At 48.5% G+C, this 26,767-nt stretch carries 24 protein-coding genes and 2 pseudogenes; all 26 read right to left on the bottom strand.

What is annotated here, in order from left to right:
• Nucleotides 1-18: 18 nt before the first annotated feature.
• A complete protein-coding gene (locus RGV86_RS04300; protein WP_085460849.1) occupies nucleotides 19-1,068 on the bottom strand; it encodes a glycosyltransferase family 4 protein in 1,050 nt (349 codons plus the stop codon).
• Between the two features lie 16 nt (nucleotides 1,069-1,084).
• Complete coding sequence (wzx, locus tag RGV86_RS04305; protein WP_085460850.1) at nucleotides 1,085-2,347, bottom strand: O2/O50 family O-antigen flippase; 1,263 nt, start codon at nucleotides 2,345-2,347, stop codon at nucleotides 1,085-1,087.
• A complete protein-coding gene (locus RGV86_RS04310) occupies nucleotides 2,347-3,453 on the bottom strand; it encodes a DegT/DnrJ/EryC1/StrS family aminotransferase (protein ID WP_085460851.1) in 1,107 nt (368 codons plus the stop codon). The genes wzx and RGV86_RS04310 overlap by 1 nt, the downstream gene beginning before the upstream one ends.
• A gap of 16 nt (nucleotides 3,454-3,469) precedes the next feature.
• Nucleotides 3,470-3,628 (bottom strand): annotated as a pseudogene (locus tag RGV86_RS22300) (DapH/DapD/GlmU-related protein); the annotation flags it as partial.
• Between the two features lie 60 nt (nucleotides 3,629-3,688).
• Nucleotides 3,689-3,913, bottom strand: a pseudogene (locus RGV86_RS22305) (acyltransferase); the annotation flags it as partial.
• Nucleotides 3,900-4,310 carry a sugar 3,4-ketoisomerase gene (locus tag RGV86_RS04320; protein WP_085460853.1) on the bottom strand — a complete coding sequence of 137 codons (411 nt, stop codon included), beginning with the start codon at nucleotides 4,308-4,310 and terminating at the stop codon, nucleotides 3,900-3,902. The pseudogene RGV86_RS22305 and the gene RGV86_RS04320, both read right to left, overlap by 14 nt.
• A gap of 17 nt (nucleotides 4,311-4,327) precedes the next feature.
• Nucleotides 4,328-5,203: a glucose-1-phosphate thymidylyltransferase RfbA gene (gene rfbA / locus RGV86_RS04325; RefSeq protein ID WP_085460854.1), complete on the bottom strand. Its 876-nt coding sequence runs from the start codon at nucleotides 5,201-5,203 to the stop codon at nucleotides 4,328-4,330.
• A 58-nt stretch (nucleotides 5,204-5,261) separates the two neighbouring features.
• The gene (gene rfbD, locus RGV86_RS04330; RefSeq protein WP_085460855.1) at nucleotides 5,262-6,161 is read right to left on the bottom strand and encodes a dTDP-4-dehydrorhamnose reductase; all 900 of its coding nucleotides are present in this window, start codon (nucleotides 6,159-6,161) and stop codon (nucleotides 5,262-5,264) included.
• The gene (gene rfbB / locus RGV86_RS04335; protein WP_085460856.1) at nucleotides 6,161-7,246 is read right to left on the bottom strand and encodes a dTDP-glucose 4,6-dehydratase; all 1,086 of its coding nucleotides are present in this window, start codon (nucleotides 7,244-7,246) and stop codon (nucleotides 6,161-6,163) included. Before rfbB ends, rfbD begins: the two co-directional genes overlap by 1 nt.
• A gap of 370 nt (nucleotides 7,247-7,616) precedes the next feature.
• Nucleotides 7,617-8,510, bottom strand: coding sequence for a UTP--glucose-1-phosphate uridylyltransferase GalF (gene galF, locus RGV86_RS04340; protein ID WP_000183032.1), 894 nt, complete (start codon nucleotides 8,508-8,510; stop codon nucleotides 7,617-7,619).
• Between the two features lie 174 nt (nucleotides 8,511-8,684).
• Nucleotides 8,685-10,079, bottom strand: coding sequence for a colanic acid biosynthesis protein WcaM (gene wcaM, locus RGV86_RS04345; RefSeq protein WP_085460857.1), 1,395 nt, complete (start codon nucleotides 10,077-10,079; stop codon nucleotides 8,685-8,687).
• A gap of 10 nt (nucleotides 10,080-10,089) precedes the next feature.
• Nucleotides 10,090-11,310 carry a colanic acid biosynthesis glycosyltransferase WcaL gene (wcaL, locus tag RGV86_RS04350; RefSeq protein ID WP_085460858.1) on the bottom strand — a complete coding sequence of 407 codons (1,221 nt, stop codon included), beginning with the start codon at nucleotides 11,308-11,310 and terminating at the stop codon, nucleotides 10,090-10,092.
• On the bottom strand, nucleotides 11,307-12,587 hold the full coding sequence (gene wcaK, locus RGV86_RS04355; protein ID WP_085460859.1) for a colanic acid biosynthesis pyruvyl transferase WcaK: 1,281 nt from the start codon (nucleotides 12,585-12,587) through the stop codon (nucleotides 11,307-11,309). The genes wcaL and wcaK overlap by 4 nt, the downstream gene beginning before the upstream one ends.
• A gap of 178 nt (nucleotides 12,588-12,765) precedes the next feature.
• Nucleotides 12,766-14,244: a colanic acid undecaprenyl disphosphate flippase WzxC gene (gene wzxC, locus RGV86_RS04360; protein WP_085460860.1), complete on the bottom strand. Its 1,479-nt coding sequence runs from the start codon at nucleotides 14,242-14,244 to the stop codon at nucleotides 12,766-12,768.
• A gap of 1 nt (nucleotide 14,245) precedes the next feature.
• Nucleotides 14,246-15,640: an undecaprenyl-phosphate glucose phosphotransferase gene (wcaJ, locus tag RGV86_RS04365; protein WP_085460861.1), complete on the bottom strand. Its 1,395-nt coding sequence runs from the start codon at nucleotides 15,638-15,640 to the stop codon at nucleotides 14,246-14,248.
• 127 nt (nucleotides 15,641-15,767) lie between these two features.
• Nucleotides 15,768-17,138, bottom strand: a complete 1,371-nt coding sequence (gene cpsG / locus RGV86_RS04370) for a colanic acid biosynthesis phosphomannomutase CpsG (RefSeq protein ID WP_085460862.1) — start codon at nucleotides 17,136-17,138, stop codon at nucleotides 15,768-15,770.
• A 155-nt stretch (nucleotides 17,139-17,293) separates the two neighbouring features.
• Nucleotides 17,294-18,730 carry a mannose-1-phosphate guanyltransferase gene (cpsB, locus tag RGV86_RS04375; protein WP_000079280.1) on the bottom strand — a complete coding sequence of 479 codons (1,437 nt, stop codon included), beginning with the start codon at nucleotides 18,728-18,730 and terminating at the stop codon, nucleotides 17,294-17,296.
• Nucleotides 18,731-18,732: 2 nt separating this feature from the next.
• Nucleotides 18,733-19,956 (bottom strand): colanic acid biosynthesis fucosyltransferase WcaI, encoded by a 1,224-nt coding sequence (gene wcaI, locus RGV86_RS04380; RefSeq protein ID WP_085460863.1) that lies wholly within the window; start codon nucleotides 19,954-19,956, stop codon nucleotides 18,733-18,735.
• A complete protein-coding gene (gene gmm / locus RGV86_RS04385; protein ID WP_085460864.1) occupies nucleotides 19,953-20,432 on the bottom strand; it encodes a GDP-mannose mannosyl hydrolase in 480 nt (159 codons plus the stop codon). Before gmm ends, wcaI begins: the two co-directional genes overlap by 4 nt.
• A gap of 2 nt (nucleotides 20,433-20,434) precedes the next feature.
• Nucleotides 20,435-21,400, bottom strand: a complete 966-nt coding sequence (gene fcl / locus RGV86_RS04390; RefSeq protein WP_000043606.1) for a GDP-L-fucose synthase — start codon at nucleotides 21,398-21,400, stop codon at nucleotides 20,435-20,437.
• Between the two features lie 2 nt (nucleotides 21,401-21,402).
• Nucleotides 21,403-22,524: a GDP-mannose 4,6-dehydratase gene (gene gmd, locus RGV86_RS04395; RefSeq protein ID WP_000048207.1), complete on the bottom strand. Its 1,122-nt coding sequence runs from the start codon at nucleotides 22,522-22,524 to the stop codon at nucleotides 21,403-21,405.
• Between the two features lie 26 nt (nucleotides 22,525-22,550).
• Nucleotides 22,551-23,099 (bottom strand): colanic acid biosynthesis acetyltransferase WcaF, encoded by a 549-nt coding sequence (gene wcaF, locus RGV86_RS04400; protein WP_085460865.1) that lies wholly within the window; start codon nucleotides 23,097-23,099, stop codon nucleotides 22,551-22,553.
• 15 nt (nucleotides 23,100-23,114) lie between these two features.
• Entirely contained in the window at nucleotides 23,115-23,861 is a 747-nt protein-coding gene (gene wcaE, locus RGV86_RS04405; protein ID WP_000927036.1) for a colanic acid biosynthesis glycosyltransferase WcaE, read from the bottom strand.
• 10 nt (nucleotides 23,862-23,871) lie between these two features.
• On the bottom strand, nucleotides 23,872-25,089 hold the full coding sequence (gene wcaD, locus RGV86_RS04410) for a colanic acid polymerase WcaD (protein WP_309508412.1): 1,218 nt from the start codon (nucleotides 25,087-25,089) through the stop codon (nucleotides 23,872-23,874).
• Nucleotides 25,064-26,281, bottom strand: coding sequence for a colanic acid biosynthesis glycosyltransferase WcaC (gene wcaC / locus RGV86_RS04415; RefSeq protein WP_085460866.1), 1,218 nt, complete (start codon nucleotides 26,279-26,281; stop codon nucleotides 25,064-25,066). Before wcaC ends, wcaD begins: the two co-directional genes overlap by 26 nt.
• Nucleotides 26,278-26,766, bottom strand: coding sequence for a colanic acid biosynthesis acetyltransferase WcaB (gene wcaB, locus RGV86_RS04420; RefSeq protein WP_000888726.1), 489 nt, complete (start codon nucleotides 26,764-26,766; stop codon nucleotides 26,278-26,280). The genes wcaC and wcaB overlap by 4 nt, the downstream gene beginning before the upstream one ends.
• Between the last annotated feature and the right edge of the window lies 1 nt (nucleotide 26,767).

The raw sequence follows: 26,767 nt of genomic DNA on the forward strand, positions 1-26,767 counted from the left end.
CCCATCAACGTATAGTATTTATTTATTTGCATTTGACAATAAATTATTGAACTTTTCGCCAACAATTTCCCAGCCATATTTATTCAATACGGAAATATTCGATTGGATTTCTTTGCTTTTTTCTTCCTGGTCGAGACTGAGACAAAGATTAATTGCCTCACCAAGTTTGCAAGCATCAAACTTGTCTAATTTAAGTACACTGTTAGTTTCAGTAAGTGGTGCATAATTTGAAATAACAAGACAGCCACAAGCCATTGCTTCAGCGCAAGGATAATGGAAAGCGCCATCTTCAATTAACCCAACAGCAATCATGATGTCATTGCTTCGATAAAAGGATGCTAATTCTGAATCAGATGTAATCGGAATAAAATTAACCTGGAACCCTGCAGAAACTAAACGCTCCTTATCAATTTCCCCTAAATATATTGCAATATTAATTATAATTCCAATTTTATTTTCCAGTGCACACAATACTGAAATAACTTCGCTAGTTCCTTTGTGCTTTTCTTTTCTACCAATAATCCCAATTGATGCGCAACCATTTAATAACTTATTTTTTGGTCTTGGATAGAAAATATTTAAATCTACTCCTGCGGGAACTATTCCTATAAAATCATCATATTTACGAGGAAGCAAATTAGGGCTATTTAATATTTTATTAAGTGGTAAACAATATGTTAGACTCGCTATTAACTTCCATATTTTATTATCAAAAAAATTAGCCTCATACGCCTGAATATAATAAAATTTCTTGTGACGTTTGATTGGTAATAATGCAACAAGATAGGCAGTCAAATAAAAACTAGCAATTACCGCATCAGGTTTTAATTCTATACATTTACGCCAAAGATTATAGTACACTTTAATAATTCTAAATATTTTTACGCGGTTTTGACTACTCTTACTTGTGACGATTTTTGCTGTGGTAGCATAATATGGTTTAGTTTTATTATCTGGAGCAACAAAACTTACATCATGTCCATAACTCATCAATTCAGTTGCCAGCTTAGAAAGGACTCTTTCACCACCAGCCCTGCCAAAACCTAAGACAGGTATAATTATTTTCAAAATTCAACCTCTGTTTTTAATTATTTCTTCTGACATTAATAAAATTAGTAAAAACAAATGCAAACAAAAAATATAAGCTATATGTAATGACATAACTTATGTTAGCACCATGTACTCCATAATTTACAACAAAAATATAGGTAGTAATAATAAAGAGAATGGAAAAAAGCACTTCTGTGCTGATGAATAGTTTAGTATGCCCCTGGCTTTGAAGAGGGTATGCGTAAAGAAACCCAGCAATTTTTATTACATCCCCTACAAGTTGTAATAAAAATAATTCACGCGCAGAGCGAAACTCATCAGTAAACAAAATTGTTATTACCAAATCGCGGAATAAATAGATACTCAGTGCCATGAATGAAGTAATAAATATTACATATAATATAGCACTATTTACTTCTTTTTTTATAAGGAAACTTGTTTTTATAATTGTCAATCTTGGTAAAAAATATGTTGACAAAGCAATTGTCACAACACCGAGATAGACCTCGGATATCTTCCATACGGCCTGCCATTGCCCCGCATCCTCCCAACCAGTTTTAGCAATCAATATTTTTCTGATACACATCAATGCTACTGGCATGGAGATAACAGAAACCAGAGCCATAAGAGTGTAATGAATAATTTTTATAATTTTGTCTTTATCCGTTTTACCCCACCAATATTTAAACCTAAACCAAGATTTATTGAGACAAAATAAAATCAATACAAGACCAGCAATAGCACTATTTATAGCTGTGGCAATCAATGCACCTTTAAGATTATAAGCTACAATCAACAAAATCATAAATATAGTAGAAATGAATATAGAAAACATTCCAACTAATATATATTGTTTATAGAATTGTTGACCATTTAAAACTGAAGCGATTAATGTATTTAAAATTGAAAATGGCAATATACAACATGCAAAAATGATTAACCATGAGTATTGCCCATTGCTAAAAAGTAGCTCGCTAATATTTTTTGATGAAAAAATAACAACAGGAATAATAAGCAAGAATAATAACACCGTAACCTTTAAGCATGCGCGCCACCATGGCGCGCATGCTTCTTTTCCTTCTTGCCAATTTTCCGCAGTATATCGAACAAGGCCTGTGCTTACAGGAGCTGAGGTAGTACCTGCAACTATTGTGATTAAGCTTTGCACTTGACCAAGCATTGCGACCCCCGAAGGCCCTGTATAAATTGCTACTACCTTACCGATGATAAAACCCGCAATCATTTTAATGAATGTATAGATGGCGGATAATATAGTTACCTGAAGAAATTTTTTCATTACTTGTAATCATTGACCATTTTGATTACATAATCGACATCATCTTCACTCATTACCGGGCTTATTGGCAAAGAAATTACTTCATCATGAATTTGCTCAGTAATTGGAAGGTTAAGACTGGACATATCCTGATATGCTTGCTGCTTATGGGGTGGCAATGGATAGTGAATTAAGGTTTGAATCCCCTTCTCTGATAAGTATGACTGGAATTTTTCGCGATTAGCGGTTCTTACTACAAATAAATGCCAAACGTGCGCACCTTGACTTTCGAACACTGGCAACATAATCGCAGGATTTTTTATTTCACGAATATATTTTTCAGCGATTCTTTGCCGAATCGCAGTATCTTCAGCTAATGTATGGAGTTTTACTCGCAATAAGGCTGCCTGCAATTCATCCAATCGACTATTCAATCCTTGATAAATATTTTCATATTTTTTATGTGACCCATAATTTCGCAAAGCCTTTATAGTAGAAGCTAATTCTGCATTATTTGTAGTAACAGCCCCCGCATCCCCCAAAGCTCCCAAGTTTTTTCCTGGATAAAAACTAAATCCGGCTGCATCCCCCCAAGCACCTGCTTTGCGACCATTACGTATTGCACCATGTGCTTGTGCACAATCTTCAAGAATCAAAAGATTATATTTTCTTGCGATTTCACTAATTTCTGGCATATTGCACAATAGACCATATAAGTGAACCGGTAAAATTGCTTTAGTTTTTTCCGTAATGTAATTTTCAATTAAAGCAGGATTAATATTATAGGTTTCTATATCTGGTTCAACTAGAATAGGAACAAGTTTGTTCTCTGTTATAGCAAGAATAGAAGCAATATAAGTATTTGCTGGTACTAATACCTCGTCACCATCTTCTAGATAGCCGAGTTCTTTCCATGCTCGCAATACTAAGATCAAAGCATCAAGGCCATTTGCTACACCGATGCAATACTTAACTCCACAGTATTCTGCAAACTCTTTCTCGAACTGCTCAAGTTCTTCCCCCATAACATACCAACCAGAATTTAGCACTCGACTAAAAGCAGAGACTAATTCTTTGTGCTGTCGCTGGTTAATTGCATAAAGATCTAAAAAATCAATTTTATTCATTATTCTCTACCCATTTAATAAATCGAGCTGGATTACCTACTACGATTGCGCAAGGTGGTACATTTTGGGTTACGACACTGCCCGCACCAATGATTGCTTTTTCACCAATTTCAACTCCAGGCAGGATAGTTGCATTAGCGCCTATAGATGCTCCTTTGTGTATTATTGTTTGCAAAAATTCATCAGGATAGACTTTAGAACGTGGATACTTATCATTTGTAAATGCCACACAAGGACCAATAAATACATCATCCTCTATTTTTACACCATCCCAAATATACACACCGCTTTTAACTGTGACATTATTACCAATCACAACATTATTTTCAATCAAGGTATTTGCACAAATGTTGCAATTATTACCAATTACAGCACCTTTGAGTATCACGACAAACTGCCAGATAGTCGTTCCATCACCAATTGATGTTGTCTGGACGTCACTTAACTTATGAATTTTCAACTGAATTTACTCTTCTAATAAAATCATCGTAATTACGGATATAATCAGACTCTTTATAGTAATCATCAGCAATTACAAGCAGCACACAATCATCGCTAAAATCATACATTTCATGCCATATATAAGGTTCTATCAGCAAGGCTATTGTTGGATCATTAAGTTCCACCTGCTTTGTTTCCTTACCATTATCCAGATGAAATTTACAAGCTCCCTTAACCACAATAGCCAACTGACGGGTAACCTTATGTGCATGAAATCCGCGTCTTACACCATTAAGTGTCTCGAGTATGTAATATATTCTTTTGACTTCGAAAGGTATATTCCTTTGCTCCTCAAGCGCAATTAATGCACCACGCTTATCCCCATGTTTTTCTAAAGAGATTAATTTAATATCCATTATTGAGTTCCCACATGCTATTCGCTGATCATTTTCAGCAAATATTGACCATATTGATTTTTGACAAGCGGCTCGGCCAATATCTTCACCTGCTCTGCATCAATAAATCCTTTACGATAAGCAATTTCTTCCGGGCAAGAAACTTTCAACCCTTGACGCTCTTCAATCGTTGCAATGAAGTTACTTGCTTCAATAAGGCTTTGATGCGTCCCTGTATCCAGCCACGCATAGCCACGCCCCATCATAGCAACAGACAAACGTCCTTGTTCCATATAAACGCGGTTAATATCGGTAATTTCCAGTTCACCACGCGCAGATGGTTTAAGGTTTTTCGCCATTTCTACAACGTCATTGTCATAGAAATAAAGTCCGGTTACAGCATAATTGCTTTTTGGCTCTAATGGTTTTTCTTCAAGACTAATTGCCGTACCGTTATTATCAAACTCCACGACACCATAACGTTCAGGATCATTAACGTGATAAGCAAATACCGTTGCACCGCTTTCTTTGTTAACAGCAGCTTCCATTAATTTCGGTAAGTCGTGTCCATAGAAGATATTATCGCCAAGCACGAGTGCACAATCATCACCACCAATAAAGTCTTCACCAATGATAAACGCTTGCGCCAGGCCATCCGGACTCGGTTGTACTTTATATTGTAGATTAAGCCCCCACTGGCTCCCGTCCCCCAACAATTGTTGGAAACGCGGCGTATCCTGTGGCGTACTGATAATAAGAATATCGCGAATACCCGCCAACATAAGTGTTGAAAGCGGATAATAAATCATCGGTTTATCATAAATCGGCAGAAGTTGTTTACTTACTGCCATCGTCACAGGATAAAGACGAGTGCCGGAACCACCAGCCAGAATAATACCTTTACGCGTTTTCATTTCACCATTCCTTTTAATTCATCCCGCTCTGGCATCATGAGCGAGATGCAAAAATTTGTTAAATTGCCGTAGTCGTAAATAATTCGTTGAGCATACGTTTCACGCCCACCTGCCAGTCAGGCAATACAAGCGCAAAGTTCTGCTGAAACTTTTCTGTATTGAGGCGAGAGTTATGGGGACGACGGGCTGGTGTGGGATAGGCCGTTGTTGGCACGGCGTTGAGTTTGTTAAGAGCAAGGCTGATCCCTGCTTTGCGCGCTTCTTCAAATACCAGAGCAGCATAATCGTGCCAGGTTGTTGTACCGCCAGCAACCAGATGGTACAAACCAGCAACTTCTGGTTTGTTTACTGCCACGCGAATGGCATGAGCGGTGCAATCAGCCAGCAATTCAGCACCTGTTGGTGCGCCAAATTGATCGTTTATCACAGCCAACTCTTCGCGTTCTTTTGCCAGACGTAACATCGTTTTGGCAAAGTTATTTCCTTTACCAGCGTATACCCAGCTGGTACGGAAAATAAGATGCTTTGCGCAATGTTCTTGTAACGCTTTTTCCCCAGCTAGCTTGGTTTCACCGTAGACATTTAGCGGTGCTGTTGCATCCGTTTCCAGCCATGGCGTGTCACCGTTGCCTGGGAAAACATAATCAGTGGAGTAGTGTATAACCCAGGCTCCGACTTCATTAGCTGCTTTTGCAATCGCTTCGACGCTTGTCGCGTTAAGTAATTGTGCGAAATCCGGTTCTGATTCCGCTTTGTCTACTGCAGTGTGAGCAGCCGCATTAACAATAACATCAGGGCGAATTTTTTTGACAGTTTCAGCCACACCTTCGGGGTTGCTGAAATCGCCACAGTAATCAGTGGAGTGAACATCAAGAGCAATCAGATTACCCAGCGGTGCCAGAGCACGTTGCAGTTCCCAACCCACCTGCCCTGTTTTGCCGAAAAGCAGGATATTCATTACTGGCGGCCCTCATAGTTTTGTTCAATCCACGACTGATAAGCACCACTTTTCACATTCTCAACCCAATTTGTATTAGCCAGATACCATTCCACCGTTTTGCGAATACCGCTCTCAAACGTTTCTTGCGGTTTCCAGCCCAATTCGTGGTTAATTTTATCGGCATCGATTGCATAACGGCGATCATGCCCTGGACGATCAGCAACATAAGTAATTTGCTCACGATAAGATTTCTCTTTCGGTACAATCTCATCCAGCAAATCACAAATTGTGAGCACTACATCGATGTTTTTCTTTTCGTTGTGTCCACCAATGTTATACGTTTCACCCGCTTTACCTTCGGTTACGACGGTATATAACGCACGAGCATGATCCTCTACATACAACCAGTCGCGAATTTGATCCCCATTGCCATAAATAGGTAATGCCTTACCTTCCAGAGCATTCAGAATAACCAATGGAATAAGTTTTTCCGGGAAATGATAAGGACCATAATTGTTAGAGCAATTAGTCACAATGGTCGGTAAACCATAAGTCCGCTTCCATGCGCGTACCAAATGATCGCTGGAAGCTTTAGAAGCAGAATACGGGCTACTTGGCGCGTAGGCTGTCGTTTCCGTAAATAGCGGTAACGCTTCGTTATTATTTACTTCATCCGGATGGGGTAAATCGCCATACACTTCATCAGTAGAAATATGATGAAAGCGGAAACTTTTTTTCTTTTCATCATTCAGAGCAGACCAGTAATTGCGCGCCGCTTCTAAAAGAACATATGTACCCACAATATTGGTTTCAATAAATGCCGCAGGGCCAGTTATTGAACGGTCAACGTGGCTCTCTGCCGCCAGGTGCATCACCGCGTCTGGCTGGTGCTGTGCGAAAATACGCGCCATAGCTACGGCATCGCAGATATCTGCATGCTCAAATGCATAACGTTCAGAATCAGAAACTTCAGCGAGTGATTCCAGGTTTCCGGCGTAAGTCAATTTATCGACATTAACAACACTGTCCTGCGTATTATTTATAATGTGACGAACTACAGCAGAGCCAATAAACCCTGCGCCACCAGTTACAAGTATCTTCACTTTTTTATTCCATATAGCTATAGAGCATGCTGTGAAATAGACTGCTCCAGAATTGATTAATAGAGGCATTAATGCACGCTACCGCCCCTGGCTTAACAGCTACCAGAGCACTGCGTGCATGACTACGATGTGACGAGCGTTACTCACTCGCGCAAAATCCGAAAAATTCAAACGCTAATTGTCTTACCAAACAGCCGTAGAAACAAGGAAAATCCTGGAAAAATTTGAATAATATGAAGCAAGTAACTCCTTGTTTTTATACGCTTTATAAAAAACAACGGCAGGAAAATTCAATGCGCAAAACTTATGCTATGAATCTTCACTGCCGTTTTTAATTTCTTACTGACCGACACTTCCTGTCAGATTTTCGTTATTCGCTTAACAGCTTCTCAATACCTTTACGGAACTTCGCCCCTTCTTTCAGGTTGCGTAGTCCATACTTCACAAACGCCTGCATATAACCCATTTTTTTACCACAGTCGTAGCTGTCACCAGTCATCAGCATTGCGTCAACGGACTGTTTTTTCGCCAGCTCAGCAATGGCATCAGTCAGCTGAATTCGTCCCCATGCACCAGGCTGAGTACGTTCCAGTTCCGGCCAAATATCGGCAGAAAGCACATAACGACCTACGGCCATAATGTCTGAGTCCAGCGTCTGCGGCTGATCGGGTTTTTCGATAAATTCAACGATGCGGCTGACTTTACCTTCGCGATCCAACGGCTCTTTAGTCTGGATGACGGAGTATTCAGAGAGGTCACCCGGCATACGTTTTGCCAATACCTGACTGCGACCAGTTTCATTGAAGCGCGCAATCATTGCGGCAAGGTTGTAACGTAACGGATCGGCGCTGGCATCATCAATAACCACATCGGGTAGTACGACGACAAATGGATTATCACCAATAGCCGGCCGGGCACACAAAATGGAGTGGCCTAAACCTAATGGTTCGCCCTGACGCACGTTCATAATGGTCACACCCGGTGGGCAGATGGACTGCACTTCTGCCAGCAGCTGTCGCTTCACGCGCAGCTCAAGGAGAGATTCTAATTCATAAGAGGTGTCGAAGTGGTTTTCGACCGCGTTTTTAGACGCATGAGTTACCAGGAGGATTTCTTTGATTCCTGCAGCCACAATCTCGTCAACAATGTACTGAATCATTGGCTTATCGACGATGGGTAGCATCTCTTTAGGAATCGCCTTAGTGGCAGGCAACATATGCATCCCAAGACCCGCTACAGGAATAACTGCTTTTAAATTCGTCATTATTTCATCCACCTGTAAAATGGTTGCTGAATTATAGCTTGTTCGATTTTTTTCGCCAGCATCAATTACCCTGAATTGATTACTGATTTCCTTCCGATGTTACGCCGCTTTGTCCAGGATTGCAGTAGCGTTATTCTTAAGTATGGTGCCATTTTTCCAGGAATGGTCGCAAATCTATCGTTCCCGTTTCGGTAGCCTGAAGTTTATCTTTTCCACATTAACGATATGGTGATTAATCCTGTCGATATCGACAGAGCTTTGTCCTTTTTCATTCACCACATGAACATTTACCAGTGACAGTAGCGTCTCGTTCTTTGCCATAAATGTCCCACGGACATCCTTACGCAAGTCAAAGTTCATGGTCAATGCCGGGCCAACCGAAGATTCTTGCATCACATTGATATTACGCATAAAAAGGTGCTGCGGTTTGTTGTGTAGCTCCAGAGAAGCACGTTTCATCTCAATATTGGTCAGTGCAACAAAGGAGACAGCGTTACCTGCTGAAATTTGTATCCCGCGCAATTTCCTGGCAAGGTCAGTATTATCAAGGTGAATATTATTCAGTCTGAAGTTTTGCGGTATGGAGAGATACCTGCCTTTAATGACGCCGTAGCCGATTAACATCCCGGCACTATTAACCATTTCTATATTGTCAATAACAAAGTTATCACATCCATATATCGCTACAGTGGCGTTATCAATACCGGCTTTCTTGCTGAAATCAGGCGTAATATTGCGCGCTTTGATATTACGGATAATGAAATGTTTACCATTTTCAACATGAATCAGCTGTCGACAATCCGATCCTGTAATATTCGCCACGACAAAGTTTTTCACCGCCTGGTCTTCTGGATAGTTATTATCGTAGGTACTTCCCGCAAGGCCTATGCCGATGCCCCAGTTGATTTTGCCATTAGTACAGTTGATACGTTCTATTACGTGGTCGGAAATTAAAATATCGCGGTCGTTGATTGCCACGTTCCATTCGATGGCGTCGCCCTGTAAGTCGCTGAACTTACAATTGGTGATGTTGGCACCGATAATCTGGTTATGAAATCCCTGGCGTAAGATGGCGTAATTAGCATGGCTCACGGTCAGGTTATCGATGGTCAGGTTGCGCATAACCCGTTTATTTTTGCCGCCGATATAAATCTGCGTTACCGGGCCAAATCCGCTCATCGCCAGCCCTTTGATGGTGCAGTCAGAGCCACGCACATCCAGTGTGATGTTATGCATACTGCCGCCCTCCTCCCCTGTCACCTGGCTGCCGTCCTGTAAGACAAATCGCCCTCTGCCGTTGCCGCGCAGGCTACCGAGAATGTGTAAGGTTTTGCCAGGAGGGATGAAGATGCCGGTGTTGATGTTGTCGCAAACAAATCCGGCAGGCACGATGACCGTTTGCCCTTCGCTAAAGGCTTGTTTAAATGAGACGATCCAGTCGTGTGGATTGTAGTCGTTGATATTTACGCTTTGTCGGGCGGGAAGTGCACGGGCGAAAGGGGTATGGAGGCAGGCAAGCGCGGAGCTTGCCGTCAGGAAGGTGCGTCGGGAGATTGTTTTAAATGACATGCGTTCTCCTCTATAAAGCTTGCAGCAAGCTGGCTAACTCTCGATTGATCACCTGCTGGTTAAAATCATTTTCGACTTTTTCGCGAGCACGTTTGACAACCGGAGCCAGTTCGTCGGTATCCAGTTGGCTAAACGCCGCCAGCCGTTGCGCCAGTGCGCGAGCATCGTTCTCAGGCACCAGCCAACCCGATTTATCGGCCTCCACCAGTTCCGGAATGCCGCTATGCAGAGTAGAAACGACCGGAATGCCGACCGCCATCGCTTCCATCAATGCCACGGGTATCCCTTCCATATCGCCATCCGCGCCCGTGACTGAAGGCAGCAGAAAGACATCCGCGTCGTCGAGCATCGCCTTAACTTCGTGGCTCGGTTTAAAGCCTGGCATCTCCACCACATCTTCCAGTTGATACTGTTCGATGAGCGTGCGTAAACGCCGCTCCCACGGGCCGATGCCGAGAATGCGATAGCGAAATGCCACGCCCTGCTCTTTGAGCTGACGGCAGGCTTCGATCGCCACATGCAGGCCTTTTTTCTCGGTTAAACGAGCAACGGAAATAATCTCTAGCGGTGTTCCTGGCATTTTAACCGGACGAGGGCTAAAGCGATTCATGTCCACCCCCATGCGCGATACAGCGATTTTTTCCGTCGGGCAGCCCATCTTTTGCAATCTCCCTGCCCACAGATCGCTTATTGGCAACATCAGGTCGCCACGGCGAAACAGTTGTTGATATTCGGGAGTGTAATGATTGAGCACTTCCCGACTGGAGATATCAATACCATGGAAAATGGTAGCGATTTTGCCGCGAATGACACCCAGTTCGCGTAATTTTGCTGCGGTTACCCCCGCAGGGCCAAAATGAGCGATGAACACATCGGCATGAAACGGTGTTGCGACCTGGCCGCAAATGGCAGACAAAATCAGGTTCCGCGACTCGGCACCATAGCGTTTGAGGTTGAGCGCCTGCCAGGTATTTTTACGATGAATGCCGCGTAAGGTCTGGCTGGCGCGGTGGCGCAGCTTCGCCACTTTGCCCGTAGGTTCATCCTGTAACCAGCGGGTTATGGCGGCAAGGTTGTATTTCGTCCATGCCGCGTGGGTGTTCTCTGTATCGCCTTTTTGCAGCGCGACTATCTCCACCTCAAAGCCCATATCAATAAACGCGGTAATTTGATTGAGGACGAAGGTTTCTGACGACAGCGGAAATTTCAATAAGAAGAAGCCGACCTTCATTTCGCCTCCCCGATGCGCTCAAGCACAGACTGCACCATCTGCATTCCCGTCTGACGTTCGCGACTGACGGCTTCGTTAAGTCGAGCGTTCAGCACCGGAAGCTGGCCTAAGGTATCCGCAACCATCGCTTGCAGGCTGCCGTCTAATAAATGACGGATATCAATTGCCATCTCTGGCAGTCCCAACTGCTGCATAATCCCGGCGGATTTATGTTCGTAGTTGATGCCAATTGCCGGAGTGGCAAAGTTCATCGAGATAATGGCAGAGTGCAGGCGCGTACCGACGGTGAGTTCACAGGCTCCCAGAATTTTGCCCATTTCCAGATCGTTAAGTTCATCCATCACTACGTGGTAACGGGCAGGATCGCTGATGTGCTGGCGCAGATTGAGCGCCACCATACGGTCGTCTTTGTTATAGCTATCGATGCCCGTGCAGGTGGAGAGCGCAATCACCTGATAGCCTTCGTCGAGAATGCGATTGACCACCCCGGCAAAGGCTTTTTCATACGCTTGTTGAGTGGTGCCGAGACGTTTGTCGAACGGTGCCAGTTCGCGCAGGGTAATTGCCACCGCTTTCTGTTGTGCGGCAACGTCCAGCCAGTGTTGGACGGCATAGCTGGCGGTGAAATCTTCGGTGTGGTGATCGACCAGCCACGCGGTATCAACGCCATGTTCCACTTTTACGGTAGTGATATTACTGCGTTTCATCAAATCAAGGCTGACCGATTCGCGCAGGATCAGCGCGTCGCAGTAACCAAAAACGTAGTTCGCCAGTTGGTTAAATTGCTCATTCTGGAAGGGGCCAACACTGTGACCAATCATAAACAGCGGCTTTTTCGCCATAAATGTGCAAAGCGCGTGCTCAAACTGCGGCACGCCATAGAGATCGACAAAAAACGATCCGCCGACCTGAATAATGGCGTCGTAACCTGACAGCAGGCGCACGAAGTCAGTGAATCCCTGGGCGATGGCGATATTACGCAACTTGCCAGTGTCGGTGACGCGTGAGAGCAATACCTGATGTTGGTAGCGGCGACGGAGGACTTTTTTAACGCGCCCGACAACGCCCGCTGCGCTGTTGTGTTGTTTCATTTGCAGGAACAGCGGATCGCCCATCACTGGGCGATTAAGCAGCCAGGAAGAACTGACCGGATAACGACTCATCACGTCCACTTCGGCGTGTGGATTGAGGATGTTGATGGCATCAAGTAAGCCGCGCAGGATGGCACTGTCGCCGCGATTGCCACAAGTATGGTTGCCAAGAATAAGTAATTTCATTTTTTCCTCATAAATTTGATGCCAGGTGAGGCTGTATTTGTTGTTTTCATTACTGCTTTTTGCCTGATGCGACGCTAACGCGTCTTATCAGGCCTACAAAACCGAGTTCCTGAACCGTAGGCCGGATAAGGCGTTCACGCCGCATCCGGCAACCATTGCCGGAACCGAAAACAACACTTCACCCCGCCCGTAAAAGCATTTTCATTTTTTCGCTGCGACAAAACTGACGCTTCACTTCCACCACCAGCGGATGGCGCGACAGCACAATCATCACCACAAACGCCAGTACGCCTGCGGTAATTTGCACCGCCAGCAACGTCGCCAGCGCCAGTTGCCCTTTCAGCAGCACGCCCAGCGCATAACTGACCACCAGCGTCGGAAGCGAGAGATAAAACGGTAGCCACAAACTCAGGATGTACTGGCGATAGCTGGAACCGAGCACCGGTTTAATCATCACGAAGTAGCTCAGAATGGTGTTGATAATCTGCACCAGCAGGAAGCCGAGCGTGACGCCGATCGCGCCCGCCATCTGCCCACCGATAACAATCGCCGGAATAAACAGAAAAGTTTTGAATACGTTGAATTTAAAGCTAATATCCACCCGCGCTTTCGCCATCAGCAGCGAACCAATCGGGTTACCCACCGAACGCAGCAGCCCCACCACACACAGCAATTGCAGCACCGGAATAATGCTGTTCCACTTTTCGCCAAAGACCAGCGGCACAAAATTATTCGACACTACCATCAGCCCCAGCAGCGCCGGGAAGTTGATAATTCCCACTACCGACAGCAGCTTGTAGAAGTTCACGCGCAGCTTTTCGGTATCGTCCTGAATTTTGGCAAACGCTGGAAACAGCACGCGGGTGATGATCGGGTTCAGCTTCATCGGCGGTACAACGGCCACGTTATAGGCCAGGTTGTAGCCCCCCGCCACGCCCGCGCCGAGAATACGCGCCAGCACCAGCGTCGAAAGGTTAGTATTGAGATAGTTGATGATGCTGTCCGCCGTCAGCCAGGCACCAAAGCGTAAGTTCGGTGCCACCGACGCCAGCGAGAAATGCAGACCGGGACGATAAATTTTGCGACCAAAGTAGCCAAACAGCAGCGTTCTCACCGCACTATTGACCAGATAACCGAGGATCGCGGTCATCGCCAGCGGCCAGAAATGGGCGCTAACCACCGTAAAAGTAAAGCCCGCCAGCACCGCGCTAGTTTCGATCATGCCGATTTTGTTGAACTCCAGCTCCTTTTGCATCAACGCGCGAAACTGTTGCCCGTGGGGGATCACCACAAACGCCAGCGACAATGTTTTAATCAACGGTGCCAGATCCGGGTTATTCAGCACGTCACCGATGAGATCACTCAACAAAAACACTGCCACGCACACTACAATCCCCAGCCCGACGTTCAGCCAGTACAGCGTGGTGAGTTCAAGGTGGCTGATTTCTTTTCGCTGAATAATCGAGTTAGCGATACCGAAGTCAGAAAGCGTATCTGCCAGCGCGATAATCACCAGCGACACGGTAAGCAGGCCGAACTGGTGGTTATCGATAATCCGCGCCAGCACGGTCATCTGTACCAGCCCGAGGCCGATGATGATCACCGTGGCAATCGCCGACCACTTCGCGCCGCTGATGGTTTTTTCACGTAAGCTCATATCAATATGCCGCTTTGTTAACGAAGCCTTTGAATACCGTCAGGAAAACGATTTTGATATCGAACCAGACGCTCCATTCGCGGATGTACTCAAGGTCGAACTCGACGCGTTTTTCCATTTTCTCCAGTGTATCGGTTTCGCCGCGCCAGCCGTTAATCTGCGCCCAGCCAGTAATGCCCGGTTTCACTTTATGGCGCAGCATGTAGCCTTCAATGAGCTGTCGATACTGTTCGTTATGCGCCACCGCGTGCGGACGTGGCCCCACAATCGACATCCCCCCGGTCAGCACATTGATAAACTGCGGCAATTCATCCAGCGAGGTGCGGCGCAGAAAGTTCCCCACTTTGGTGACGCGCGGATCGTTCTGCGTCGCCTGGGTCACCACGTTGTCGTTCTCCATCACTTTCATCGAACGGAACTTCCACACTTTGATCGGCTTGCCGTCCATGCCGTAGCGAGTCTGGCGGAAAATAACCGGCCCCGGTGAACTGAGTTTCACCGCCAGCGCAATGCAGCACAGCACCGGGGAGATCAGCAGCAAGATCAGCGTTGCCAGCACAATGTCTTCCGCACGTTTGAGCAGGCGGTTAACCCCGGAAAGCGGCGTGTCATACAGCGGCACCACCGGTACGCCGTTCATCTCTTCGATACGGGAATGGAGAATGTTGAAGGTAAAAACATCGGGGATCAGCAGCACCGAACAGGTGGTGTCCGCCAGTTGATGAACCAGTTTTTTCACTCGCGCGCCGTCGCACATTTGCATCGCGATATAGACGTTATGAATCTTGCCCGCTTTCGCATCCTCGACCAGCTGTTGCAGGTTACCCGCCCAGTCGTTAGAAACGCCGCCCGGTTTCGGGTCGTGGTAAACGCCCACCACTTCAAACCCTAACCACGGCTGATTACGGAAACTCTCCATCAGCATTTGTCCGGCAGCTAAATCCCCCGCCACCGCGACCATCCGCTTGTTATAGCCATGATTACGCAGCCAGCCCGCACCAATACGAATGCACGAACGGCAAACCACCAGTCCGATGCTGGTCAGCCCATACCACGCCAGCCAGATTTTCAGTTGCGTGTCGAAATCATTGTTGAACGCCACCAGTCCGGCGCTGAAAATCACGCTTAACGTCCAGTTTTGTAGCAACAGGGCAAATTCTGTCGCTGCCCGAACACCGCGCCATGAGCGATAAAAATCGGTGATGCCGCCCAGCATCTGGAATACCACCAGCGTAATCAGCGCCACCAACAGGTGCATGTAGAAGAATGACAGTCCGCTGACTTCGCAAACCAGCCATAACCCGGCAAACATGATGGTGATATCTGAAAAGCGTTGCACCATAGAGATTAACGATGCATTGGTTTTCGCTCGCTCGCGCTTTTTTAGATTTGTCATCGTTGTTCCTGTTCTATTGTCGCCTCACCCCGGCCCTCTCCCCAAAGGGGCGAGGGGAGAAGAAAGTTCCGTGCTCTCTTCTCTCCGCAGGCAGTAGAGCGTCAGGGGGAGGGGGAAAGTAATGACATTACTCGTTCAGCAACGTCAGCAGAGTTCGCGTTCGCGCTTCCATCAGCGGCACATCACCGCGCGATTCCACATTCAACCGCACCACCGGTTCGGTGTTGGAGGAGCGCAGGTTGAAGCGCCAGTCGGCAAAGGTCATGCTGATGCCATCGGTGCGATCCACCGCCAGCGCCTCGCGGCTAAAATGCTGTTCGACGCGATTAATCGCCTCAACGGGTTGCGCCAGTTTGCTGTTGATTTCACCGCTTGCCGGGAATGCCGCCATCCGGTCGCGCACCAGTTCGCCCAGCGTTTTTCCTTTCAGACACACCAGTTCGGCGACCAGCAGCCACGGGATCATGCCGCTGTCACAGTAAGCGAAATCACGGAAGTAATGGTGCGCGCTCATTTCGCCGCCGTAGATGGCGTCTTCCTTGCGCATACGTTCTTTAATAAAGGCGTGTCCGGTTTTCGACATCACCGGTGTGCCACCTGCGGAAGTCACCACATCAACGGTGTTCCAGGAAAGACGCGGATCGTGGATGATCTTCGCGCCGGGATTTTTTTCGAGGAACGCTTCTGCCAGCAGGCCGACAATGTAGTAGCCCTCGATAAACTGCCCTTTTTCGTCAAACAGAAAACAGCGGTCAAAATCGCCATCAAAGGCAATGCCCATATCTGCGCCGTGTTTGATGACCGCATTGCGGGTGTCGTCGCGGCATTCCGGCAGTAGTGGGTTAGGAATACCGTTGGGGAAATTGCCGTCCGGCGTGTTGTGCACTTTGATTAATTCCACAGGCGCACCGAGGGCTTTAAAGCGGGCTTCAATGGCGTCCACCACCGGCCCCGCCGCGCCGTTCCCGGAGTTGATCACCAGTTTGAGCGGCGTGAGGTTTTTGACGTTGATATAGCCGAACAGGTGATCAACGTAAGCGTCGCGCAGGTGGATTTGCTGATAGCTACCGCGTTTGGTTTCATCGACAGGCGGGAAGTCGTTGGCTTCTGCCAGACGCTGGACGTCGCGCAGTCCGGTATCGCCGCTGATCGGGCGAGCCCCTTCGCGTACCAGCTTCATGCCGTTGTAATCCATCGGATTATGGCTGGCGGTAACTTCGATGCCGCCATCCACGCCGAGATGGAACGTGGCGAAATAGATCTCTTCAGTGCCGGACATGCCGATATCCAGCACATCGACGCCCGCATCCTGTAACCCCTTCGCCAGCGCCAATTTTAAGGTTTCGCTGGTGAGGCGGACATCACCGCCTAACACAATGGTTTTCGGTTTGAGAAATTCGCCATAGGCACGACCAATGCGCCAGGCGATATCTTCATTCAGTTCTTCGCCTAATTTTCCGCGAATATCATAGGCTTTAAAGCAGGTTAATTTTTTCATGTCGTTACCCTTTTTCAGGCAATAGTTGACCCTGACCGAAGCGGCCAATTTTGTTTTTGTCGTTATTTACATCGCGGTTCGGCATTCATTGCCTGATGCGACGCTGCCGCGTCTTATCAGGCCTACAAATCCGAACCGTAGGTCGGATAAGGCGTTTACACCCGTCCGTAGCGATCCGCGAAGCGCACCACATCATCCTCTTCGAGATAAGAGCCGGAGCGTACTTCAATTAAATCGAGCGGAATTTTCCCTGGATTTTCCAGGCAGTGCGTCGCCCCCAGCGGAATATAAATAGACTCGTTTTCGCCAAGCAGTTTGATATCACCGTCAATGGTGACTTTTGCCGTTCCCGCGACAACCACCCAGTGTTCCGCGCGGTGATGGTGCATCTGTACCGACAAGCCCTCACCGGGTTTCACGGTGATGCGTTTTACCTGGTAGCGGTCGCCTGCGTCGATAGAGTCATATTTGCCCCACGGGCGATACACTTCGCGATGTACCCGATGCTCATGGCGGCCATCGGCTTTGATTTGCTCGACCACTTTTTTCACATCCTGCACCGCGTTACGGTCGGCAATCAGCACCGCATCTTTGGTCTGCACTACCACCAGATCTTTCACCCCGACGGTGGTGACCAGGCCAGATTCGGCATACACGTAGCTGTTTTCAGTTTTGTGATTAATCACATCGCCGTGGCAAACGTTGCCCTCGGCGGTGTGGGCGCTGATCTCCCATAATGAAGACCAGGAGCCGACATCGCTCCAGCCCGCATCCATCGGCACCACAACCGCATCTGCCGTGCGTTCCATGACCGCGTAGTCCACCGACTCTTCCGGGCAGGCGAGAAACGCTTCTTCATCCACCCGTATAAAATCGAGATCCGGATCGATGGCGCTCATCGCTTTTTCACAGGCATCGAGAATATCCGGGCGATATTTTTTCAGTTCTTCGAGATAGCGTCCGGCGCGGAACAGGAACATGCCGCTGTTCCAGTAATATTCGCCGCTTGCCACATAGGCCTGCGCGGTTTCCAGATTCGGTTTTTCGACAAACTGCGCCACTTCAAAGGCCACCGTATCCTGCTCACCCGCAGACACTTCACCGCGACGAATATAGCCATATCCGGTTTCAGGTAGATCCGGCACAATACCGAAGGTCACCAGCTTGCCCGCTTCGGCATATGGCATGGCGTTACGCACGGCGGCACGGAACGCGTCTTCATCGGCAATCACATGATCCGCCGCCAGCACCAGCATTAATGGGTCGCTCTCCGGGCTATGGCGTTTTGCCGCCAGCGCCGCTAGCGCAATGGCAGGTGCAGTGTTACGCCCTGCCGGTTCGAGAATAATGTTCTCGGTAAGTTTGTTCAGTTGACGCAGCTGTTCCGCAACAATAAAGCGGTGCTGCTCATTGCAAATCACCACCGGGCTTTCGCACTCCACGCCGTTCAGGCGGCAGATGGTGGTTTGCAGCATGGTGAGATCGCCTTTCAGGCATAAAAACTGCTTGGGATAAAGTACGCGGGAAAGCGGCCATAAGCGGCTACCGGAGCCACCTGCCATCACGACTGGATAGAGTTTCGACTGCGCCATAATTATCCCCGAATATCATTTATAAATTGACGTAACACGTTCTCTTTATCGAGCGTGCGTTCGGCATATTCACGTGCCACCGTGTTGTGTTTGGGCAGCAGGAGCGCCTGACAAATCCCCGTCACCAGCGCCTCGACCGATTCCGGTTCTACGCAAACCGCAATTCCCGGAAAGGTTTCGCAAAGCTGCCCCAGTTCTGTATGGGCTTCTGCGGTAATCACCGCGTTACCGCCTACCGCCAGAATATTGGTCAGTTTCGACGGCAATACGGCATCTGCCGCGCCGCGTTTTTGCACTACCAGATGGCAATCGCCCATCTTCAGCAGTGCGGGTAAAGCGTCATACGATTGCAGCGGGAAAAACTGCAAATTGGTCAGTCCACGCTGCTGCGCCATTTTTTCCAGCCGCGCTTTGCCGCCGCCCTGCCCGACAATGGCAAAAATCAGCGGTTCATCGCGCAGGCGATCGGCAGCTTCAATAACGTTTTCCAGCCCCTGCTTTTCACCAATATTGCCGGAGTAAAGAATGATTTTTTTGTTATCCGGCAGGCCAAGCTGGTTACGAAGGGCGTCAACATCAGCCTCTGCGACATGCTGAAAACGGGCGATTTCCGACCAGTTGGGGAAGAAGATGACCTTTTCCGCCGCCACGCCTTTTTCGACAGCTTTATTCATCATTGAGCGCGAAATGGTGGAGACGTTATCGACGTTATGCAGTCCGCTACGTTCGAACGCCGTTGCCAGCTGTGCCACTTTGCCGCCTTTGCCTTTTCCGGCAAGGCCCAGCCCCAGCATGGCATCCACTTCGTAATCCTGAATATGCAGCACGGTACGCGCGCCAGAGAGTTTCGCCAGCAGACGCATTCCCGGCGTGCAAAACAGCGTTGGCACTACGCCGATAATGCGCTCCGGCTTCCAGCGACGTTGCGCCATCAGCGGGAAAAAACTGCTGACGGCAAAACTGCCGAGATGCAACAGGCGTTTCAGGGTGCTCGGCTGTTTTGGCACATACAGCGGGCAGCGCCACACCGTGGCGGCCCCTTCTTCTCGTTTGTAGCGCCAGGCGGAATAGTTCTCGCCCACCTGCCACTGCGGGTAGTAAGGCGGTGCGGTAATGACCCGCACCTCATGACCTTGTGCCGCCAGCCATTCCACCATCTCGCCGGTGTATTTGCCGATGCCGGTTAACTCCGGCGAGTAGTTAATGCCGTAGACCAGTATTTTCATAATCCGGGTACTCCGGCACGCTTCTCAGCGAGAAAATAGGCGCGGCTGTTAGCGTGAACATTGTCACTGGCGAGCAGTGCGTCCGGCGTCAGCCAGCGGTAATCGTCATGCTGCTCATCCGGCAGTAACAGCTCTTCTTCCACTACTCTGAAGCGAAAACCGAGCACCACATAGTGAGTGGAGAAATCCGTGCCGGAGAAGTTATCGTCATAAAAGTGCTGCCAGACACCGTAAAACTGGCCTGCTGTTATCGGCAGACGCAGCCCCAGTTCCGCCATCGTCAGCCGCTCAAATGCGGCTTCCAGCGTTTCGTCTTTCTGCACGCGCCCTCCCGGCACAAACCAGTAACCCTGCGCCGGGCGGTTGGCTCTTTTGCCAAGCAGAAACTCGCCGCGACTGTTCTCAACAATAAAGTCGAGAGAGACAAGCGGAGTGGAGCGCACTACCGTGGCAAAGTCTTCCTGACGTAAAAACATCATTACCCCCGAAAGCGGTCTTGATTCTCAAGGAACCACTGGTAAGTGCTGGCAAGCCCCGCTTCCAGTGAGATTTCGTGATACCAGCCAAGCTGATGCAGGCGCGTCACATCCAGCAGTTTGCGCGGCGTACCGTCCGGTTTGCTGGCATCAAAAACTACCCGACCTTTGTAACCCACCACTTTGGCGATGGTTTGCGCCAGCTCGCGGATAGTGCAGTCAACGCCCGTGCCGACGTTAATGTGCGACAGCATCGGCTGGGTGTTCTCCAGCCAGACTTCGTGCGCCAGCTCCATGACATGAATGCTTGCCGCCGCCATATCATCGACATGCAGAAATTCACGCATCGGTGTACCGCTGCCCCACACCACCACGTCCGGCGCATTCTGTGCCGTCGCCTCGTGGAAGCGGCGCAGCAATGCCGGGATCACGTGCGAGTTACTCGGATGGAAGTTGTCGTGCGGCCCGTACAGGTTAGTCGGCATAACCGAGCGGTAATCGCGTCCATACTGGCGGTTGTAAGATTCGCACAGTTTGATCCCGGCAATTTTGGCAATGGCATAAGGCTCGTTGGTCGGCTCCAGCGTACCCTGCAATAACTCGCTTTCTGCCATCGGCTGTTTTGCCAGTTTCGGGTAGATACAGGACGATCCGAGAAACAGCAGTTTGTTCACGTCGTTCTGATGCGCGGCGTGAATGATGTTGCTCTCAATCATCATGTTCTGGTAGATGAAATCCGCCGGATACGTGTTGTTGGCGACAATACCGCCCACTTTCGCCGCCGCCAGATAGACCTGGTCAATGCGCTCGCTGGCAAAGAAATCATGCACCGCACGGCTATCCAGAAGGTTCAGCTCGTCGCGGGTGCGTAATACCAGTTCCACATCACCGCGCTGTTCGAGCTGCCGCCTGATGGCGGAACCGACCATCCCGCGATGGCCAGCGATAAAAATGCGTTGTTTACTCATGCTTATGACTCCAGCGCAATCGCCACGTCGTAGCCGTGAGATTTCAGCAGAGAGTGTTTTTTCGCCGCTTCGAGGTCATTAGCCACCATTTCAGACACCATCTCTCTGAGGGTGATTTCTGGTTTCCAGCCCAGCTTTTCGTGCGCTTTGGTCGGGTCGCCGAGCAGCGTTTCAACTTCAGCCGGACGGAAGTAGCGTGGGTCAACGGCGATAATCACATCGCCCGGTTTAACGCCCGGCGCGTCATGCCCGGTGACGGAAACCACAATGCCCTTCTCTTCAACGCCCGTGCCTTCAAAGCGCAGTTTGATACCCAACTGTGCCGCCGCCATTTCCACGAACTGACGCACGGAGTACTGAACGCCGGTAGCAATTACGAAATCTTCTGGCTGTTCTTGTTGCAGCATCATCCACTGCATTTTTACGTAGTCTTTGGCATGGCCCCAGTCACGCAGGGAATCCATATTGCCGAGGTACAGGCACGACTCCAGCCCCTGGGCGATGTTGGCGATTGCGCGGGTGATTTTGCGGGTGACGAAGGTTTCGCCACGGCGCGGAGATTCATGGTTAAACAGAATGCCGTTGCAGGCGTACATGCCGTAGGATTCGCGGTAGTTAACGGTGATCCAGTAGGCGTACAATTTGGCGACGGCATACGGAGAGCGCGGGTAGAACGGCGTGGTCTCTTTCTGCGGGATTTCCTGCACCAGACCGTAAAGTTCAGAAGTGGAAGCCTGATAAAAACGGGTTTTCTTTTCCAGACCGAGGAAGCGAATCGCCTCCAGCAGACGCAGCGTGCCCATCGCATCAACGTCTGCGGTATATTCCGGTGACTCAAAAGAAACCGCAACGTGGCTCATTGCGCCCAGGTTGTATACTTCGTCCGGCTGCACTTCACGCAAAATACGCGTCAGGTTGGAAGTATCACTCAGGTCGCCATAATGCAGATGGAATTTCGGGTTGCAGGTGTGCGGATCCTGATAAATGTGATCCACGCGCTCGGTGTTGAATGACGATGCACGACGCTTAATGCCATGCACCTCGTAACCTTTCTCCAGCAGCAATTCTGCCAGGTAAGAACCATCCTGTCCGGTTACACCGGTGATGAGAGCGACTTTTGACATGTCTTATTCCTCTGTATTTTTTGAATTTATTCAGTTTCAACGCGTTCGCGTATCACCACTGCGGGGTTCCCCCGGCAAATGGCATTTGCCGGAAGCGATTTAAAAACACTGCTTCGCGCACCCACGACGGTGCCATCGCCGATCGTGACGCCAGGGGCAACAAAGACATCGGTTGCCAGCCAGCATTTCTCACCAATCACAATGGGCGTGGCGTTAATGGTGAAATGACTACTTGCATGGTCGTGGCTACCGGTGCATAAATAACTTTTTTGCGATATCACCGAATGTGCGCCAATGGTTATTTCACCGAGGGTATATAAATTGACCTCATCGCCGACCCACGCGTAATCACCTAAGGTTAATTTCCACGGATAGGTAATTTTTACTGACGGACGAATAACTACGTTTTTTCCTATTTTTGCGCCGAATAAACGTAATAAAAATGCCCGCCAGCGATACAATACTTGTGGCGACCAGGCAAATATTGTTGCCTGTACTGCCCACCACAATTGCACTTTAATAGCGTTGCCGCCCCGGAACCCTTTCGGCACCGAGAAACCACTTAAATCTTGCATCGTTTTCCCTTATATTCAGCTTTTGTTATATAAGGCTTTCGTCTTTGAGGTAGTACGTTGGCGTAAATGCCAGGATAATTCTGCCCAGAAGCCAGGTACATGTAATATTTGCCGTTGGACTTTTTTCGCGTCTGCACACAATTCCATATTATTAGTGGTAGATACCCCACCCATAGAAAATTCAGACACCAGACCATTGAGTTTTTTAAATGCATAACCGGCTTTATACATTTTGGCTGCCAGGGCGTAATCGGAAGAAACTTTATATTCCAGGTCATAACGCCATTTTTTCAAACCGGATACCGGGAAAAATATCGCCTGATGACTGGCGGGCAGGCTGTGATAAATATACCAGCCCGGTTTGGCGCTACGTTTAATTTTATGCCCGTCGCCAAAATCCAGCAGCGCATCGCCGGTGATCATCACGTTATCTTTTTGCATTTTTAACTTACGGACAAAAATTGCGGCATCCTGATGAAAAATATCGCCCGAGTTGAGAAACAACGCGAACTTGCCTTGTGCCATCGCAATGCCCTTGTTCATGGCGTCGTAGATACCGTTATCTGGCTCGCTGACAAAGCGTAGGTTATAGATACCATTGAGGTTTTCCAGATACTCACGGGTGCCGTCGTTGGAACCGCCATCGACAACAATCCATTCGAAGCTGATATCGTCAGCCTGCGCCAGATGCGCCAGCGAGGCATGCGTTTTGACTATCCCTTCGAGGTTACGAAACGCGACAGTGATTATGCTAAGCAACATGTTCTTATTCTTACCTCGTAATATTTAACGCTTTTCGCAAAATAAACGGACAGACGATTAAAAAAGCATATTCCGGGCTAAATATCGAACCGGTAAAAAACAGCGATACCGGCGTAAAAAGATAAAGCTGCACGCGAAAATTACGATTATCGCCAAAAGCGTTGAGCATCATTTTTATCACTTTCCCCATGTACCACAGAGATAAAAACACCGCGAACCAGGAAAAGTAAATAATCAGCAGATACAAACCATTGTCTATGGTTTTTCCGACATCCGCACCGTTAAATATTCCGAATGATGCGACATATTCATAAAGTGAGCCAAATCTGACTACACCGTCAATATGGGTCAAAGAATAACCGACCATCACCAGCGGACCGACAATACGATAATACGATGACGACCCTTCTGTGCCTAAATCTCCCAGACGGGTGGAAATATAAGGAAACGCGATTACCACACCAATCAGGAATACAGCCAGAGAAATCAATGCTAACGGTAACTTTTTCTTAATCGCTTCTTTATTCAGATACTGAAATGCCCACTCCAGCAAATAAAACAGGATAAAGGTCATAACACCTGAAAACGATCCGGATAATATTATTCCTGAGAGAATCATAGCATCAGTTTTAGGCGTTTTGATACCAAACTGTTTGATACTGAGCCAAATTGAGATTAACGCCAGAGCGAAAAATGCTGGTTCGAAATAAAGTGCCGTAGTTCGCTTACCGCCGAATTTAATGAAATTCAGTACATAGCTGTTGCTGTAAATCAGATATTTCGAAATCGACTCCATAATACTGCTGCCGCCGGTGAGAATAATTTGCGCCATCTCCACCGCCGCCAGCGCCACCACCAGCCCAACCACCAGATAAAAGAAACGTAATATCTTGCGATGGTTGTGTGGCGAAATCGTTTTAAAGCGAATGCTCCACACCATGCCAATAATGATCACAATATAGACAAATAGCATGGTTGAAGTGACGTATTTACTGGCATCCAAAGACTGACCAAACAAATAGTTAAACGCCGTGAGCCCCGCGCCAATCCCTAACGCTATCATCAATTTTTTAACGCTGATGCGCTCTAAAAACAGCAGCAGCAAGACAGGTAAAAAAGTGACGATGGTGATGGGGAAACTTTCGCCAAGCTGGGCGATTTTGACGTTAACCAGCAGGTAGATCAGCGGCAGCAGCAGGTAGCTACAGATTCTGATAGACGTTGACATACTCCTCCAGCATCTGTTGTCCACTGTAGGCGGCGCGGCTGCGCTGGCTGAACTCAGCCAGCGTGGTACCAAATATCGCCTGTGCGATTTCCGGTTTGCTTAACTGCACCAGTTGCAGCACCTCTTCTTCGCTGACGGTTTTACCACCGGATTTTTGCAGTACTTCCCGCGCTGCGTCGCTATGGGTAGCAATCACCGGCACACCAATCGATAGCGCCTCACACAAAATCAGCGGGTAGTTATCGACACCAGAACTGAAGACCAGCGCGTCCATTTGATTGAGCGCACTCATCAGCTTACGTTTGTCGGTTTCAAAGCCGTGATTGACCACATTACCAGCGGTGAACGGCGAGAACTTACCGAAGGTATGCAGTTCGATTTTGTCTCCCAGCGCCATCATCTCGCGCACCAGTTGCTGGTTAGTTTTGCCGTCGTAACGCAGGTCATGCGCCACCACCGCGATTTTCGGCTTGCCCTGGGTTTCGCGCACCGGAGGCAAATCCGCCAGAATCGCTTCGGTTGCCATATCAATACCGTTATTGATAATCCGGCAACGCCCTGGGCCATACAGGCTATTGAAAGCGTCAGCCACATGCTGGCTGGGGGAAATAAACTGACAGCCCAGCGCCAGCATCTCGCGGAACAACTGGCGTTTACCCGCCACCAGCTGGTGTGCGCGATCAATCTTCACCGGTGGATAGTTATTTAAGGTCGGGCATTTCTGGCAGCCCGTTTTCCAGCCTTCGCAACCGTCGGTAAAGGCGCAGCGCCCGGTAACGCTCCAGTGATCATGCAGCGTCCAGACCAGAGTGATGTCTGGTTTGTGGTTTTTCACTTTTTCGCAAAAGCGCACCACGCTGTTAAGATTCAACCAGTAGCTGTGCAACACATGAAAATGCAGGACTACCGGCCCCGAAGTGCGGGTTATGGAACGATACAACTCATTGAAATTGCCAAACAGATCGCGATTAAACAGACGAAACAGCGCGATGTTCGCCATCGCGGTCATCCGAGGCGTATGTTTGATGACCTGCGGATAGTTCTGATGGCTGACGCTCTCTTTGCCGCCTTTGCCGTAGCCGTAGACAAAATGTGACGCCAGCCCCTGTTGCAGCGCACGCTGGTGGAGATCTAACGCCACACCTGCCGCCCCGCCTTCCGCCAGTCGCACATTAAATTGCAGAATATTCATTTAATTACCTTCACTCGCGCTTTTTCTCCCACCACCAGCGCGTTGTCCGGGACAGAGTCGAGCACCACGCTGCCCGCGCCCACGGTGACGTTGTTACCAAGCGTGATATCACCCAGAATAATGACGTTGGCACCAAGTTCGACGCCATTGCCAATGTGTGGACATGCCATGTTATCGGCGCCACGATTGCCGATAGTGACGCCGTGGCGAATGGTGAAATCATCCCCCGCGACCACGTTTTTATTGATCACTACGGCGTAACCGTGATGGATAGTAAAACGGCGGCCAATGGTCGCGGCGGCCTGGATTTCATAACCGAAAAAGCATTCAGTGATAATGCGATACAGCACCAGCAGCGGAGCCGCCCACAGATTATTGAGGGCGTTCTTTTTGCGCCACACCGAGCAAAAATGGGCGACACGATAGGCGAGAACCATGCAGCACGGGCGTAAACTCCAGCTGTTGGCGCGCAGATCTTCCAGCATC

The organism is Escherichia ruysiae (genome assembly GCF_031323975.1).
In the GTDB taxonomy this organism is placed as follows: domain Bacteria; phylum Pseudomonadota; class Gammaproteobacteria; order Enterobacterales; family Enterobacteriaceae; genus Escherichia; species Escherichia ruysiae.